This window comes from Staphylococcus sp. GDY8P196P, assembly GCF_017891705.1.
In the GTDB taxonomy this organism is placed as follows: Bacteria; Bacillota; Bacilli; order Staphylococcales; family Staphylococcaceae; genus Staphylococcus; species Staphylococcus ureilyticus.
The window spans coordinates 15,480-31,427 of record NZ_JAESJS010000022.1 but is presented as its reverse complement, the minus strand read 5'-3'; the positions used below and the strand labels follow the sequence as shown (position 1 = coordinate 31,427).

Here is a 15,948-nt window from a genome sequence, read left to right as displayed (position 1 = left end):
GATAGTTAGGATCTACTGTTTTGGTCGTTCCCATCTCTACAGGTTTATCTGTCGTAAGTGCTTGTACTGTAATTCGATTCTTTTGTTTATTATATTTAACGTTATTATCTGATTGTTTGATTGTCGTTAGCATATACTCACATCCTTACCATTGTTTCTTGCCATAATGATATTTTTGGAACTCATCACGAGAAACGGTATCTAATGCTTTCTCCAGTTGCCATGCATAGCCTCTAGGAGTCGTTTGTTCGTCGTACTTGTTGCCATCACCTAAATTGATTTCATGGTCTAGCATTTGGCCTTTATACTGGTTGTGAATGTTACCAGGATTATTTTTCTCTTGCTTAACATAACGTTCACGAGATATACGACGACCAGCCTCATTTTTATTCTCAATCATTTTACGATACACTTTCACAACATCTTGCAGTTTATCCTGCATCTCTTTCGCTAGTTTTTGATGTTCATCCTTAAATCCTGTCATTTCTTTGTTGTATGCCTTATAGAACTGGTCAAATTCTTCTTCAGTTACTTTATAATCTGATGAGTTAAGTTGTTCGTCGACTTCGATTAATTCTTGTTCTAAATCTGATTGTAGACTTTTTAATTTTGTTGCTTCTGCAAATTCATCATTATTTTGATAATGTGTAATTTTACTATTAATCTGTTTAATACGATTTGTTAGCTGATGGTACTTCTGTTTAACCTCTTTTGCCTTAACACCCTTATCATAGATTTGATTATCAAAGATATTGGTTGTATTGTCTTGTACTGTTTTTACCATAATTAAATGCCTTCTTTCGTTTTTGATTTATTATTCGCTTTATTGCACTAAAATCTTTCTTATTTCTAGCATATTGCCTTACCAGTGAATCAATATACCTAACAGATACATTGTTCACATGGGTAGGTAAACGCGCTAGAATCTGATGTGCTATCCGTTTGTGATTCATGGAAACACTCCCCTAACTTATTTTCTGTGTATTACCTTTTATATGGTGGGTCGGCATAACATAGTGACTACTTCTATCAATTTCTAACATACGTTTACCATCTCTGTATTTCTGCCAATATTTAGCATCTACAGTGAGTTTATTAATTTCATCTAGTAAATAATTAATCGCTAAATGATCACCACGTAAATATATTGTCATATGCCCTACACTGTTATAGTTGAGTTTCAAATTGTACCCTCTTAACCACAAGAAAATTGATTCAGTATTTAACCTTGATTGCAGCTTTGCCTGTCCTAAACTCGACAAACACCAATCACATGTTATGAAATCAATTTCTAAATACTGATACTTGCCCTGTGTTTTATAGATGTGACAAATAGGTTTATTAGCAATTTCTAAATTCTTAATATCATTAAAATTGAGTTTCTTATTATTTAATTTGAATGATTTCTTATAGATCATTTTCTTCATCCTCTATTCTTTTTAATATATCCCAAGTAATTTTTAGTACGTGCCATTACTAATTCAAAACCACCATGAGCAATCAATTTATAACTGGTACGTCTATTAGTATTAGGTACATAACTTTCACGCCACACCACCCATTTTTCATCAATGTATTCAACATAAACTGCTGATACTCTACTGATTGTGCAAAAATACACTTCTTCTGGTATGCCAACGATTAACCCTATTTTTTTAGCTTGTTCATCATAATTTACTTCAATATTAGTAGCCTGCACTTCTTACAGTCGCCTCCCAACTTCTCTCATCAAAAACATCACCGTTTTTATTATCCCCAATCAATATACGCAATGGTTCAATGTCGATGTTACATTGCTTCGCATAGCTTGCTGCTTTATATAAATCATCATTCCTATATTCGCTTTCACCATTTACAATACGTTGATATGCTTGTTTACCTAATCCACCTTTGCCAGCACCTAAATGGTCAAAACTGTGGTCTGATAGCACTTGTTTCATGGAATATGGCTCTAATACTTGTTGTGTGTAATTACCACGTTTAGAAAATATACGATTTTCAAAATCTCCATTATATTCCGTTACATCTTTGTTATTGTGTTTATAAATTCCCTTACGTGTTTGACTATTCGCTAACACAAAATAGTTGTTATCATGTGCCTTTATATCTACTGATGGTAAGTAATCTATTTTTTGACCATATTCAACGTCATCACGTTTCTTGAATATTATGTGCTTTCCACCACTAGGCGTTGTTTGTACCAATGTATTTTGTGCATTAGCAACAATTTCTTCATAAAAAGGAATCATCTTTAAACTTTCAAAACCGTTTTTATCTTTACTATGATCTACATCAATATCGATACACCATAGACCACGTGTAAGTACACCTAATACATGCGTTTGATGATATAAACTTGAATGATATTCAATGAAATCATCTATAACATCTATATCTGCAAAAGTAACACTAGGTTTTTTATGCTGATTCAAAGGTATAACTTGAATATTCTTTTTTAATAAATATTTTGCTACATGGTAACCTGTCATTGAATACCTCCTAATTAAGAGTTACAGTAACGCTTGTAACCCTTATTTTCTCTATAGTAGTAAAAGATAATTTCATTTATAAAAAACGATATAGAAATTAGCGTTACAAGAGTTACCGACTGTTATTGCAACGTTTTAAGAGTTACTATAAGAGTTACCTAAGAGTTACGGTAACTCTTATTATTGATTAAATTTAACGCCATATTGAATAGTTCTGTGTTGCCTACTTCATGAATCCTTGTATTTACACCATCTATCTTTTTTTGATTATTAAGACTGATACCAATTTTTTTCATGTCATCTTTAGCTTGTTTGTAGCGTAAACTTTTATAATCTTGTTCAATTAACTTTTGTAATGTTTCATCACCAGCAAATATGAAATTTTGCCTAGATAATGCTTTCAATAAAGAAACTTGTGTTTCAGTCAATTCATCTTCACTAAAGTAGTGTTTAAGTGTCACATCATTAAAATTAAATTCTTGGCCAATTTCTTTCAGATATTCTAAACTTGCAATCAAGAATGAAACTGCAGCTGCTACTGACTTTTTACCGTTTGGTTGCACGAAATCCCAATATGGCTTGAATATTTGATAACGTTCTTCATCTGTTTCGTTAAGTGGTCTATCTTTAAGTGAAATCTTAATTGTACGTGTCGTGTTTGCTGTAATTTCCCCTGTATCAACACTTTCATTTGTATCTAGAACTAATAAGGATTTATTTTTGAATGTGAATGCGTTTCTACCAATGCCACGACCCGAAATCACTTCACCAGTCGCAATTTTTCTTAATATACGCATCATACTTTTTGTGATTTCACCTGTTTCGTTGGCATGTGCAATATCTGCACCGTAAAAATTCATCCATTCGTTAGATGCTTCAAATCCACCTGAAATTAAGCTGTCAAAGTTTACTTTATTAACTTGTAACAATTCATCAAATGTTGTCATGAATAACCCTTTACCTGAACGTCCGAAGTCTTTCATTAAAAACCATTTTTCTGCTTGTATGAGATTCATTTTGCGATACATAGCATAAGCATGTACTAACATTAAATTATTTTTACTCTTATCACTTTCGGTAACTAGATTATAGAAGCGTTTAGGTGTGTCTGTATCAATCTCTGACGCATTAACCTCGTATTTTTTAGCGTATAATTCATCTGAATTAAGTGTTTTCTTCCTAAACTCTAAGTTTTTACAATCGTATATCCAATCATTACCTGCGATGGTATAAGGGAGGATATTGTAACCATGTTCTACATTTAGGTGTTCACGGTACATTTCAAGCATCACATCTAAAAAATCGTTTATCTGATGCTTATTATCGACTGGATAATTTAAGGCAAAATTTGTGTCGTCTATTACTTCATATGTGTTACTTTTGACTATTAAAAATGCATCTAATTCATCTGAATAAATCACTTTATCTGATATGAGATCTGCAATAAATCTCGCATAATTGTTGAACGCATCTGCTTTGAAACTTGCCTTCTTTTCCTCTTCACCATTATCATTTTCTGTAATTTTAGTATTTACAATTCCATAAATAACTCCAATTTCTTTAGGAATTATGATATAATCTAAAGTAAGGTTATTAATGTAATCACCGATATCATGCTTTTCACGATGATATAAATTACCTTTATTATTAAAGACTTGTTTATCACTAGAGATAGAAGCGAAATTTATTCGCTTACTAATCTCCTTGATTCTTGATAAACTTGTTGTATTGATATAATCTAAATTTGAATGAAATTCAAAATGTTGTTTATAAAGTGTTGTTTCGTCCATACAATCAACCTTTCATATATGTTAGTATTTTAAGTAGATATTTTTTGTTAAATATCCGTTCTATGCGTTTCGTGATTCCTCGTCAAAGTTCTCACGGGACGCTTTTTCTATGTCTAATACTTTAAAATCTTCGATTAGTTTATCGAATTGTTTTAAATATGCCAGCATCAACTCAGTTGTATGTTCATGTTGTATGCGAGATTCGTTATAACCTATTGCATAACGCATTCTTTCATCTTTAGTTGTTAAATCTCTTTTAGTGAACATTTCATCACCATGCCACACGTGTGCTGTTACAACATCAGCCATTTTATCCTTCAATAATTCAAATTCACATATTAAATCTTTCTCATTCCAGTTCATTTTACTTAACCTCCATACTCCCTAGTTTTTGCATTGCCCATTCCATCATTGCTTCCAAATGTTCTTCACGATTTTTTATTTCAACCCATTCATGCTTACCTTCTTTTACCTTATGCTTGTATTCTGTTTGCTTATTATCAATGACTGCTTCAAATGTGTTTAGAATATCGCATAATACCTCTAATTGTGTTTGATTCATTTTATAACTCCCTCTCTAATTTGTTTCATTTGCATTTTTAAATCATTTAAATCAATAAATAACTTGTTATTTAAATTGAATAGTAGTTCTCCCAAATCTTCGCTGATTTCTTCATCAAGTGGTTTTGAATTGCAGTAATCTACTAACCATTTCATCAATTCATTTGCATAGTCACTTTGACCTAAAATATGATGCATTTTTTCTGTTTGCCCAATATATTCATCTTTCGTCATATTACTCAACCTCCAACAATTGTTTTCTAATTTTTCTATCGTTAAACCATTCTGATAATGCCCATGACAAAACAGCTAGTGGCGTGTATAAAGCAAAACTATTAAATATATCTTGCGTTACTAGACCTATCACTGATGATGTCAATGAGCTTGCTGTGATAAGTGTTGCGAATAATTTCATATTTGTATTCACCTCCTATTGTCCTACTTTGATTGAATTACTGAATAATTCATCGATAGGCATGTCGTATAGATCACTTAATATCTTTGCTTCTGGTAATGTAAAGTTTGCCTTTCCCGATTCTTTGAGCTGATAGCGTTGTGGCGAAATGCTAAGTTTCTTCGCAACTGCTTTTTGAGTATCACCTTTCTCACGTCTTGCGATGTATAACATCGGATATGCTAAATTTGTCATTTTGTTTTCCTCCTTAATTTTTAACATGTTTATATGTTATTTTTAATTATAATTGTATTATATACTTGTTATTAAAGTTTTGTCAACGTTATATTATGTTTATTATTCTAAATAACACGTATACATGTTATTATTTTGAAAGAGGTGTTAATAATGATTAAATTCGAATTAAAAAAAGTAATGAAGCAAAAAAAAATAAATATTAGCCAATTGCACGAGATGACGGGAATATCTAGAAACTCACTAAGCCTTCTAATCAATGGCAAAAGTCAAGGTATACAATTTGAAACAATAGAAAAAATTACAAAAGCACTTAATGTTGATATTAATAACTTATTTAAAAACATATTCGACTATGTATCAATAAATGTAACTGGTATTAAAACTGCCAAAGGTCATTTTCCTTCTATGCAGGACAACGTAAAAATAAAAAGAGAAATTGAAATAATGAACGATAATAATCACTCACAACATTCATTTAAAGTGTTAGATTGTTCTTTTATAGAAGATGGAATTGAAAAGAGAGAATATATTCCTTATAGAATCTTGACTGATATAACTGGAAGCAACAATATTTTTGTTGATGTAAATATAGAAAAAAGTGCATTATCAAACGAATTCAAACGTGTTTTTGATGTTGCCTTTGATGAAATCATAATAAGAAAAATTGTAAATTTTTATTTTATAGATAAAATTCTACAATATGAAAATTCACTCTTTAAAGAATTATTAAATACTCATTCTTTTCCTCTAAATACTTTACGGCTATCATCTTATTTAAAAGGTTTAGAGATATCTCCAAACTTTTTCATGTCAATTTTCGTAGATTTACCAAATGATTTAAAAATTAACTTAAACAAAGAACTGTTAGAAGATTTGGAAAGATTAAATAATAAAAGTGATTACAATTATGAATACGGAGAACATATAATTATATCTAATAGAAATAAGTAGGTGAATAACCATGCAACACGATTTAAAACTGTCACACAACATTTATAAAGATGCTAAACGTGACACATATTACTTTCGTATCAAATACTATGAAAAAACGGGAGAACGCAAAGAAATTAAACGCACTGGATATAAACAACGTAAAGAAGCTGTGAAGGCATGTAACGCTTATATGGACGAAATAGAAGGTATCGGCAAGATTAATCAATTGCCTTTTGATAAGCTAGTGGAAGAATATATTGAATGGTATTCTGCACGTCGTAAGGCATCAAGTGTGAAAGCATTAAAGACACATGCAAATAATCATTTAGTACCCTATTTTAAAGCAATGGACGTATTCAACATGACCACACAAGATGTGATGAAATTTCAGAATAAGAAGATGAAAGAAGCTCATTCAGGAGAATATTTGAAAAAGATGCATGTGTTCTTGGTATCTATACTTAACCATGCTATGAAGTATCATAATCTAAAGCAAAATGTTGCATCATTAGTCGGTAATTTTGAAATAGAGACACAGAAACGGTTAAATTATTGGACGTTAGATCAATTCAATCAATTCTACGATGCATTATCTACAATCCAACAAAAACTATTTTTCAAGTTATTATTCTATAGTGGCGCACGTAAAGGCGAAATTAGAGCGCTCACATGGGACGATATTAACTTTGATGATGCATTTATCCATATAAACAAAACGGACTATCATGGTATCGTGACAGCCCCTAAAACAAAAGCGTCCATACGTGATATTTATATGCCAACTCACATGATGGACGAATTACAAGAATATTTAAATTGGTATAAAGATAATAATGTTTACAAATCTAATTATGTACTATTTGGAACATTTTTTAAAGCGTTTAGTGAAGGTACGATTGATAGATGGTTCAATAACACTCTTAAAATATTAGATGATGAATTGCCTGAAGGTGAAACATTCCCACGTATTGTGATTCACGAGTTGAGACATTCTCATGCATCAATGCTCATTAATCATGGTGCAAGTCCTATGATAGTAGCACAACGTTTAGGTCATACCTCTACTGAAGAAGTCACATCACGTTATGGTCATTTGTACCCTTCTACTCAAAAAGAAATTATAAAATATTTATGAGGTTGTCCTGATTTCGGGACAACCTTTTTATATGCTTGGGGCAAAACTGGGGCAATATTGGGGCAACAAAAACAAAAAGCCTACAACCACATGGGTTGAAGGCTCAAATATGGAGACGGCGGGATTCGAACCCGCGTCCAGAGGTCCTGATACTAATCTTTCTACGTGTGTAGTCTATCAAGGTATTTCGCATAATGTTAGGTGATAGACAGCCGACATTATGCTAGTTCGATTAATCTCTTCTAGGCAGACTTCGAACGGCAGTGCCTAGCGTATCCTATTAAGGTTGAATCGCGTTAACTGCACATAGGAAATGCAGTTAGGCGATGCAGAGTGCTATTAGGCAGCTACTGCGAAATTATTGTTTGATTTGTCAGTTAATTTTTAACTGTGTGTGTTGGTGCGGAGACAACCCTCCGACACGCTTAACTAGCTCGGGGACCCCTGTCGAATCCAAAAACGTCCCCTTAATAATATAATGTACTTTCTGCAGATTTAATCATCTATCTTTTTCAGAAAGCACATATTATATTACCAAAGATCGAAGTCTTTGGCAATATTTTCGCTTAATAACGCGCTTTAAGCGCTCTATCTACGTCACGTTTCATTGCTTTTTCTTTCAATGCCTGACGTTTATCATGTTTTTTCTTACCTCTTGCAACACCAAGTAAAACTTTGCATTGACCGTGTTTTAAATAGAGTTTTAAAGGAATGATGGAATAACCAATTTCTCTAGTACGTTCTCCTAATTTTGCTATTTCACGTTTGTGTAATAGTAATTTGCGTGAACGACGTGGGTCATGGTTAAATCGATTTCCTTCTTCATATGGGGCAATGTGCATATTATTTAAAAACATTTCGCCACGATTTACTTGCGCATAGCTATCTTTAAGGTTTGCACTGCCACGACGAATGGACTTAATTTCTGTCCCTTTCAACACAATGCCCGCTTCAATCGTATCTTCTATATTAAAATCATGTCTTGCCTTACGATTTTCAGCTAATGTTCCTGGTGATTTTTTCTTTGGCATTGAGTTTCACCTCTTTGTTGAATTATTTTTTCTTCTTACGAGCTTTATTTTTCACTTTTTTATCTTTGTAAAATGGCTTGTGTTTGGTATTACCACTTGCTTGTTTGTTTTTATTGCGTTGGTTTTTACCTTTTCGTTGTTTCTTCTTGCCTTTTTTATCATTATTTGAGTTATCTAATGATTGACCGCGTGGCTTCGCTTGAATCGTCTTACCACGTGAAGGTCTTGGACTACGCTCTTTTTTCGGTAATGGCATACCGACAATTTGGAAATCGATCATACGCTCATCAACATCTACGTTAACAACTTTGATTTTAACTGGATCACCAATGCGGAAGACTTTAGCTTGGCGTTCTCCAATCATTGCCATTTGACGTTCATCGAAGTGATAATAATCGTCGGTCATCTCTGATACATGTACCATACCTTCGATTGTATTTGGCAATTCGATAAACATACCAAAATTAGCTACAGAGCTGATGATACCTTCATATTCTTCTCCGATATGTTGAACCATATATTCTGCTTTCTTCAATTCATCGGTGTCACGTTCTGCTTCGATCGCTCTACGTTCTCTTTGAGATGTATGATCAGCAATTTCTGGTAATGCTTCTTCCCATTTATTAAGTGTTTTATCATCCATTGTTTTATCAATAAGATATTTACGAATAAGTCTATGCACGATTAAATCTGGATATCTCCGAATCGGTGATGTGAAGTGTGTATAGTGTTCTGCTGACAGGCCGAAGTGACCTAGATTCACATCATCGTAACGTGCTTGTTGCATTGAACGTAACATCATAGTAGAAATGACCATTTGCTCTGGTTGACCTTCTACTTCTTGTTGAATTTTTTGTAAAGTTGATGGATGTACTTCTTCGCCAGTACCTTTAATCATTAAACCAAAGTTAGTAATAAAATCAAAGAATTGGCGTAAACGTTCTGATTTTGGTTGCTCGTGTACACGATATATAAATGGTACATTTAATCGATCGAAATGTTCTGCTATCGTTTCGTTGGCTGCTAACATAAACGATTCGATGAGACGTTCACCTTCACCGCGTTTTCTTAATTCTACGTCTGTTGGAATGCCTTCATCATTGACAAGTACTTTGGCTTCACTGATATCGAAGTCAATTTCACCACGGCGTTTACGCATGTTGATTAAACGTTCAGACAAGTCTTTAGCTAAATCAAGCATTGGTGTAACTTCGTTATATTGTTTGCGCGTATCTTCATTTTGATCTGTAATAATTTCATTCACTTCATCGTATGTCATACGATAATTTGAATGAATCACACTATCAAAGATTTCATGATTAACCACATGACCACGTTCATCTAATTCCATCTGGCAACTTAAAGTTAGCCTATCTACTTGTGGATTCAATGAACAAATACCGTTACTAAGTCGATGAGGTATCATTGGAATTACTCGGTCAACTAAATATACACTTGTTGCACGGTCGTATGCTTCTTCATTTAGTGCTGATCCTTCCGTTACATAATAACTGACATCAGCGATACTCACTGTCAATTGTGTATGACCATTATCTAACTTCTTGACACTAATTGCGTCATCTAAGTCTTTAGCGTCTGCGCCATCAATTGTAATAGTTAGCTCATTTCTTAAATCACGACGTCCTTCGATTTCAGATGGTTTGATTTCATCTGGTACAGCTTCAGCTTCTTCTAATACCTTATCTGGAAATTCTATTTCAATACCATGTTGATAGATAATCGACAAAATGTCGACACCTGGATCATTTTTATGACCTAAAATTGCTGAAACTTGGCCTTCTGGGTTATCGGTACCGTCCGCATATTTCGTGATTTGTACTAATACTTTATGCCCATCTATCGCACCTAAATTATGACCTTTAGGTATAAACACATCTTGCATAATGCGTTTATCATCTGGTAAGACAAATCCAAAATGTCGAGCTTCACTGTACGTGCCCACCACTTGGGTAACGGAGTGTTTTTCGATTGATTTTACTTCACCTTCCAGCTTACCTTTATGTTCACCTTTAGAGTTTTGTAATTCGACAAGTACAGTATCTCCATCCATTGCACGATTAATCTTTGTAGGTGGGATAAAGACATCATCCATCTCATCGTCTTCAGGACGTAAGAATGCAAAGCCTTTTTTATTTTGACTAAGCGTACCTTGTATTAATTTCGATTGTTTTGATTTTTTAGATTCCTTACGTTGGTATCTGTCTGTCTTCGTACGTTGAATTAATCCTGTTTGTTCTAATTCAACAAGTACCTTGATTAAGTCTCTAAATGAGTCGGCACTATTTAAACCTAATGCATCTTGAAAATCTGATACAGACATGGGTTCATAATCTGGTTGCTTAATAATTTCTTCTATGGATTGCTTTAAATTCATTATGCCCCTCCTTTCTATAATTAAATACTAAAAATTTATTTGGACCAATCTAATGATTCTAAGAATTGGTATATATCTTCAAAAACTTTTTCTTTTTCTTTATCAATTGTAATGACATGTCCTGAATTCGCATACCATTTAATTTCTTTATCATCAGACTCGCTGTCATTGTATATAATATTAGCAGAGTCGGTATTAATCATTTGATCTTGCTCACCTTGGATAACAAGTAGCGGATCCATTACCTCGTCTACTTGATTACGTATACTTTGAATCTGACCTTGTAGATCTTTTAACGTATCTGTTGGATGAAACGCATCCATTTCTTTTTCTATTGTCGCTTCATCTTTGCCTTCGTATTTTTTGAAATTACGCGCATACGTTAAGACACCATCAAACATTGCACCTTCAGTCTTTATATGCATAGGTGAACACATTGTTATAATACCCTTTACATCTCTATCTAAGCTTATTTTTAATGCATAACAACCACCCAGTGATAAGCCAGCAACCACAATTTCATCATATCCTTTATCAACAAGGAATTCGTATCCATCTATTGCATCTTTATACCATGCAAATGGACTAGATTGCAGTATCTCTTCTGGTGGTGCTGCATGACCATCATATTGTGGTGCATAAGAAGTGTAACCCTTTTTTTGTAAGAATCTACCTAACTGTCTTACATCTGAAGAATTCCCTGTAAAACCATGTAAAAGTAATACGGCACGATTACCTTCTTCAAAAAAGAATGGTTCTGGTAATCTAATTTGCATTGTGACTCAATCCCTTCATCCAAGCTATTAAAATAATTATGATATCAGTTGTACTCAAAATATATTCCCTACTTCGAATCATTTAAAAGTCGAATACTTCCATTATAAATAAAAAAGCCCGACTTTTACATTGTCGGACCTTATAAACCAAAATAACTTATGCCTAACATTAACAAGAAGAAAATGACAGACAATACAATTGTTAATCTATGCAAGAATAAATCAACGCCACGTTGTTTTTGTTTACCAAATAACTGTTCAGCGCCACCGCTTATCGCACCTGATAGTCCATTACTTTTACCTTCTTGGAGTAATACAACAGTCACTAATGCAATACAATCTAAAATTAAAATGATCATGAAAAATGTATGCATAAAAATTGTCCTCCATTCATTATATACGAACCGCATTATATCACACGTTTATCTTATTTAGCAAACTTCTATCTATTAAAAGTGCTTTTACGTTTAATTGAAACAACCAACATATATATCGCTAAAATAAGTGACATGATCAATACAATTGTTAACGGTAAGATATTAATCATTGATTTTGTATCTAATATCGCTTCATAAACCGCATTGATATTAACTAAATTATATAAAATTTGTGAAGTGAATACTGCAAACATAAACCACCACAAATAAGTATGCCTATTCCAAATCGCAATAATCCCTGTTAAATTAGCAATCACATACATGATACCTGTAAATTGGAAACTGTTTTTTATCACACCAATTGCGTTTTCAGAAGGCTTTTGTCTACTATTTATTAACATTTGTTTTATTACACTATCGTCTAAAATAACGAATAAATGAATCGCATAAAGTATTGCTATAATTAGTGAAGTGTATGCAAGAAAATGACCTGTTCGAATTTCTTTTGTTTTAGGTTGTGCCTTCATAATCAGTCAATGCTCCTTCTATAATTTACACTATTAATTATATCAGTTTCACAAACAAAGATGAACAAATTAAACAATGTAAATCTTGTATTTCATTAATATGTATGTTTCTCTGACACAATTGGTCATCATAACTGAAATCGACAGGTATCGCAATAACCTAACTGCACCATACGCATAGCGTATGGTTTTTTTATCCAATCAAAAAACACGCAAACCCATAGGGTTTACGTGTTAGCGCGTGAACTCATTTTTAGATAAACATTATTTATCTAAATTGTAGAATGATTTAATACCATCGAATTTGCCTGTTTCAAATAATTCATCTTCGATGCGTAATAATTGATTGTATTTAGCAATACGGTCAGTTCTTGATAATGAACCAGTTTTAATTTGACCTGCATTTGTAGCAACTGCGATATCAGCAATAGTTGTATCTTCTGTTTCACCAGAACGGTGTGATACTACTGCTGTATAACCAGCTTTTTGAGCCATTTCAATAGCATCAAATGTTTCAGTTAATGTACCAATTTGGTTAACTTTAATTAAGATTGAATTACCGATACCTTTTTCGATACCTTCTGATAATTTAACAGTGTTTGTAACGAATAAATCGTCACCAACTAATTGAACACGATCACCGATACGGTCAGTTAATACTTTCCAACCGTCCCAGTCATTTTCGTCCATACCATCTTCAATAGAAATAATTGGATATTTATTAACCAATTCTTCTAAATAGTCAACTTGTTCTTCTGCTGTAAGTTTTGAACCATTTTCGCCTTCGAATTTAGCATAGTTATAAACACCATCTTCGAAGAATTCTGATGAAGCACAGTCAAAGCCTAAGAACACATCTTTACCAGGTTCTAAACCTACTGCTTTAATCGCTTCTAAGATTGTTTCAACAGCATCCTCTGTACCTTCAAATTTAGGAGCGAAACCACCTTCGTCACCTACTGCTGTTTCTAAACCACGGTTTTTAAGGATTGATTTTAAGTTGTGGAAAATTTCTGCTCCCCAACGTAATGATTCTTTAAATGTTTCTGCACCAACTGGTAAGATCATGAACTCTTGGAATGCGATTGGCGCATCAGAGTGAGAACCACCATTTACAATGTTCATCATTGGAACTGGTAACTGTTTACCATTGAAGCCACCTAAATATTTATAAAGTGGTTGGCCTAATAAATCAGCTGCTGCACGTGCTACTGCAATAGAAACACCAAGAATAGCATTTGCGCCTAATTTACCTTTATTTTCAGTTCCGTCTAATTGAATCATCATTTTATCAATTGAAACTTGTTCTAATACTGAAAATTCACCTTCAACTAATTCAGGTGCAATAATTTCATTTACGTTTTCAACAGCTTTCGTTACACCTTTACCTAAATAACGTGATTTGTCTCCATCACGTAATTCAACTGCTTCGTGCTCACCAGTAGACGCACCTGATGGTACAAGTGTGCGACCAAATGCACCGCTTTCAGTTAATACTTCTACTTCCACTGTTGGGTTGCCGCGTGAGTCAAGGACTTCGCGAGCATAAACATCTGTAATAATTGGCATGTTTGTAATCTCCTTTATAAATAAGTAGTTTAGAAATATTAAATTTCATCTTTATTATAGCTATAAATACTATAAATACAAATAATTTAATTACTTCATTTTGATTATGCGTGCCATCAGTCATTTAAGCAAATCTTAAACAATGACACGCCCTTATATTTCTGGTTTTTAGACCATATTGTGTTTATATTATTTTAATGCTTGATAAGTGATTCACCAGTCATGTCTTCAGGTTGTTTTACTTGTAACAAATCTAATAGTGTAGGCGCTAAATCACCTAGTCGACCTGTTTCACGTAAAGTTTCACCCTCTTTAGTCACAATCACTGGTACAGGGTTAGTCGTATGTGTTGTCATTGGTTGCTCATCATCAGTGAGTACCATATCTGAGTTACCATGGTCAGCTGTAATGATGGCATGACCACCCATATCAATAATTTTATCTACGACTTCACCTAAACACTCATCAACTGCTTCAATCGCTTTGATTGTAGGTTCAAGCATACCGCTATGCCCCACCATATCAGGATTGGCAAAGTTTAATAAGATTAAGTCTAAGTCACCTTTATTCAACTCTTCAATCAGTGCGTCTTTGACTTCATAAGCACTCATTTCTGGTTTAAGATCATAAGTTGCAACTTTAGGTGAGTCAATCAATCTACGACGTTCACCTTCGAATTCATCATTGCGACCACCACTCATAAAATAAGTGACATGCGGGAATTTTTCAGTTTCCGCTATACGTAACTGTTTCAAGCCATTATCTTGTGCAACTTCACCAATTGTATTTGTTAAGTCGACTTTTTCAAAAACAATTTTTGCATCTACATTATCATTATATTTTGTAAATGTAGCGTAAAATAAGTCATTAACTTGGTCTACTTTAAAGCCTTCAAATGCTTTATCTGTAAAGATTTCAGACAGTTGACCAGCTCTATCAGGACGGAAGTTATAGAAGATGACTGCATCTCCATCATTCACGCCATTATTTTGATCTTTAATGATAAATGGTTCGACAAATTCATCAGTTAAATCTTTAGCATAGTTTGCTTCAACACCAGCTTTAGCTGATTCAAATGTTTCTCCGCCAAAGTTACGAATTGCATTATAAGCTTTTTCTTCTCTATCCCAGCGTTTATCACGATCCATTGCGTAATAACGACCTGAAACAGATGCGAATTGGCCAATGCCTAATTCTTTGAATTTAGCTTCTGTTTCTTCGATATATTTAAGTGCTGATTTTTGGTCAACATCACGTCCATCTAAGAACGCGTGTACATAAACGTTGTCAACGCCTTGCTTTTTGGCTAATTCTAATAAAGCAAATAGATGCTTGTAATGACTATGCACACCACCATCTGATAATAAACCAAAAATATGAAGTGCTGATTGATTGCCTTTTACGTGTTGAATCGCCTGGTTCAATGCATCATTTTCAAAGAAATCGCCATCTTCAATAGATTTATTGATACGTGTTAAACTTTGATAAACAATGCGTCCAGCGCCAATATTCATGTGTCCAACTTCTGAATTACCCATTTGACCTTCAGGAAGTCCAACATCCAAGCCACTCGCTTCGATTTGTGTTGTTGGATATTGATTATAATAACGGTCAAAATTAGGTTTATTAGCTAGTTTCACAGCATTACCATGCTCACTTTCTCTATTTGCAAAACCATCTAAAATAATTAATGCAGTTGGTTGTTTAGCCATA

Annotated in this window: 20 protein-coding genes and 1 other RNA gene; 2 read left to right on the top strand and 19 right to left on the bottom strand. The window is 33.5% G+C overall.

The window, feature by feature from the left end; translation table 11 throughout:
• Positions 1-145: 145 nt before the first annotated feature.
• The 11 genes from KA814_RS13125 to KA814_RS13075 form a co-directional block, all read right to left on the bottom strand.
• A complete protein-coding gene (locus tag KA814_RS13125) occupies positions 146-784 on the bottom strand; it encodes an HAD family hydrolase (protein ID WP_210122777.1) in 639 nt (212 codons plus the stop codon).
• On the bottom strand, positions 744-953 hold the full coding sequence (locus tag KA814_RS13120; protein WP_019469467.1) for a hypothetical protein: 210 nt from the start codon (positions 951-953) through the stop codon (positions 744-746). The genes KA814_RS13125 and KA814_RS13120 overlap by 41 nt, the downstream gene beginning before the upstream one ends.
• Before the next feature lie 12 nt (positions 954-965).
• Positions 966-1,418, bottom strand: coding sequence for a hypothetical protein (locus KA814_RS13115; RefSeq protein ID WP_210122776.1), 453 nt, complete (start codon positions 1,416-1,418; stop codon positions 966-968).
• Between the two features lie 5 nt (positions 1,419-1,423).
• A complete protein-coding gene (locus tag KA814_RS13110; RefSeq protein WP_204173218.1) occupies positions 1,424-1,699 on the bottom strand; it encodes a pathogenicity island protein in 276 nt (91 codons plus the stop codon).
• On the bottom strand, positions 1,686-2,489 hold the full coding sequence (locus KA814_RS13105) for a bifunctional DNA primase/polymerase (protein ID WP_204173217.1): 804 nt from the start codon (positions 2,487-2,489) through the stop codon (positions 1,686-1,688). The genes KA814_RS13110 and KA814_RS13105 overlap by 14 nt, the downstream gene beginning before the upstream one ends.
• Before the next feature lie 158 nt (positions 2,490-2,647).
• Complete coding sequence (locus KA814_RS13100) at positions 2,648-4,279, bottom strand: phage resistance protein (protein ID WP_210122775.1); 1,632 nt, start codon at positions 4,277-4,279, stop codon at positions 2,648-2,650.
• 60 nt (positions 4,280-4,339) lie between these two features.
• Positions 4,340-4,642 carry a type II toxin-antitoxin system toxin TscT gene (gene tscT / locus KA814_RS13095; RefSeq protein ID WP_204173222.1) on the bottom strand — a complete coding sequence of 101 codons (303 nt, stop codon included), beginning with the start codon at positions 4,640-4,642 and terminating at the stop codon, positions 4,340-4,342.
• 1 nt (position 4,643) lies between these two features.
• Entirely contained in the window at positions 4,644-4,841 is a 198-nt protein-coding gene (locus KA814_RS13090; RefSeq protein WP_204173223.1) for a TscA family type II toxin-antitoxin system antitoxin, read from the bottom strand.
• On the bottom strand, positions 4,838-5,074 hold the full coding sequence (locus KA814_RS13085; RefSeq protein ID WP_204173224.1) for a hypothetical protein: 237 nt from the start codon (positions 5,072-5,074) through the stop codon (positions 4,838-4,840). The genes KA814_RS13090 and KA814_RS13085 overlap by 4 nt, the downstream gene beginning before the upstream one ends.
• 1 nt (position 5,075) lies before the next feature.
• The gene (locus KA814_RS13080) at positions 5,076-5,255 is read right to left on the bottom strand and encodes a hypothetical protein (protein WP_204173225.1); all 180 of its coding nucleotides are present in this window, start codon (positions 5,253-5,255) and stop codon (positions 5,076-5,078) included.
• A gap of 15 nt (positions 5,256-5,270) precedes the next feature.
• Positions 5,271-5,489 (bottom strand): helix-turn-helix transcriptional regulator, encoded by a 219-nt coding sequence (locus tag KA814_RS13075; RefSeq protein ID WP_204173226.1) that lies wholly within the window; start codon positions 5,487-5,489, stop codon positions 5,271-5,273.
• Between the two features lie 153 nt (positions 5,490-5,642).
• On the opposite strand from KA814_RS13075, the gene KA814_RS13070 reads away from it, so the two are divergent.
• Both KA814_RS13070 and KA814_RS13065 read left to right on the top strand, forming a co-directional pair.
• Positions 5,643-6,443 carry a helix-turn-helix domain-containing protein gene (locus KA814_RS13070; protein ID WP_204173227.1) on the top strand — a complete coding sequence of 267 codons (801 nt, stop codon included), beginning with the start codon at positions 5,643-5,645 and terminating at the stop codon, positions 6,441-6,443.
• Positions 6,444-6,453: 10 nt separating this feature from the next.
• Positions 6,454-7,560, top strand: coding sequence for a tyrosine-type recombinase/integrase (locus KA814_RS13065; RefSeq protein WP_210122774.1), 1,107 nt, complete (start codon positions 6,454-6,456; stop codon positions 7,558-7,560).
• Between the two features lie 107 nt (positions 7,561-7,667).
• Here the strand turns inward: KA814_RS13065 and ssrA are convergent.
• The 8 genes from ssrA to gpmI form a co-directional block, all read right to left on the bottom strand.
• Positions 7,668-8,027, bottom strand: a transfer-messenger RNA (tmRNA) gene (gene ssrA, locus KA814_RS13060).
• Between the two features lie 99 nt (positions 8,028-8,126).
• Positions 8,127-8,591, bottom strand: coding sequence for an SsrA-binding protein SmpB (smpB, locus tag KA814_RS13055; protein WP_046207457.1), 465 nt, complete (start codon positions 8,589-8,591; stop codon positions 8,127-8,129).
• A gap of 22 nt (positions 8,592-8,613) precedes the next feature.
• Positions 8,614-10,986 carry a ribonuclease R gene (gene rnr / locus KA814_RS13050; RefSeq protein WP_046207456.1) on the bottom strand — a complete coding sequence of 791 codons (2,373 nt, stop codon included), beginning with the start codon at positions 10,984-10,986 and terminating at the stop codon, positions 8,614-8,616.
• Between the two features lie 35 nt (positions 10,987-11,021).
• On the bottom strand, positions 11,022-11,762 hold the full coding sequence (locus tag KA814_RS13045) for an alpha/beta hydrolase (RefSeq protein ID WP_046207455.1): 741 nt from the start codon (positions 11,760-11,762) through the stop codon (positions 11,022-11,024).
• A gap of 140 nt (positions 11,763-11,902) precedes the next feature.
• Positions 11,903-12,136 carry a preprotein translocase subunit SecG gene (gene secG, locus KA814_RS13040; protein ID WP_019469442.1) on the bottom strand — a complete coding sequence of 78 codons (234 nt, stop codon included), beginning with the start codon at positions 12,134-12,136 and terminating at the stop codon, positions 11,903-11,905.
• A 68-nt stretch (positions 12,137-12,204) separates the two neighbouring features.
• A complete protein-coding gene (locus tag KA814_RS13035; protein ID WP_046207454.1) occupies positions 12,205-12,666 on the bottom strand; it encodes a hypothetical protein in 462 nt (153 codons plus the stop codon).
• Positions 12,667-12,930: 264 nt separating this feature from the next.
• On the bottom strand, positions 12,931-14,235 hold the full coding sequence (gene eno / locus KA814_RS13030) for a surface-displayed alpha-enolase (protein ID WP_064209489.1): 1,305 nt from the start codon (positions 14,233-14,235) through the stop codon (positions 12,931-12,933).
• A gap of 194 nt (positions 14,236-14,429) precedes the next feature.
• Positions 14,430-15,947: a 2,3-bisphosphoglycerate-independent phosphoglycerate mutase gene (gene gpmI, locus KA814_RS13025; protein ID WP_064209490.1), complete on the bottom strand. Its 1,518-nt coding sequence runs from the start codon at positions 15,945-15,947 to the stop codon at positions 14,430-14,432.
• Position 15,948: the final 1 nt, after the last annotated feature.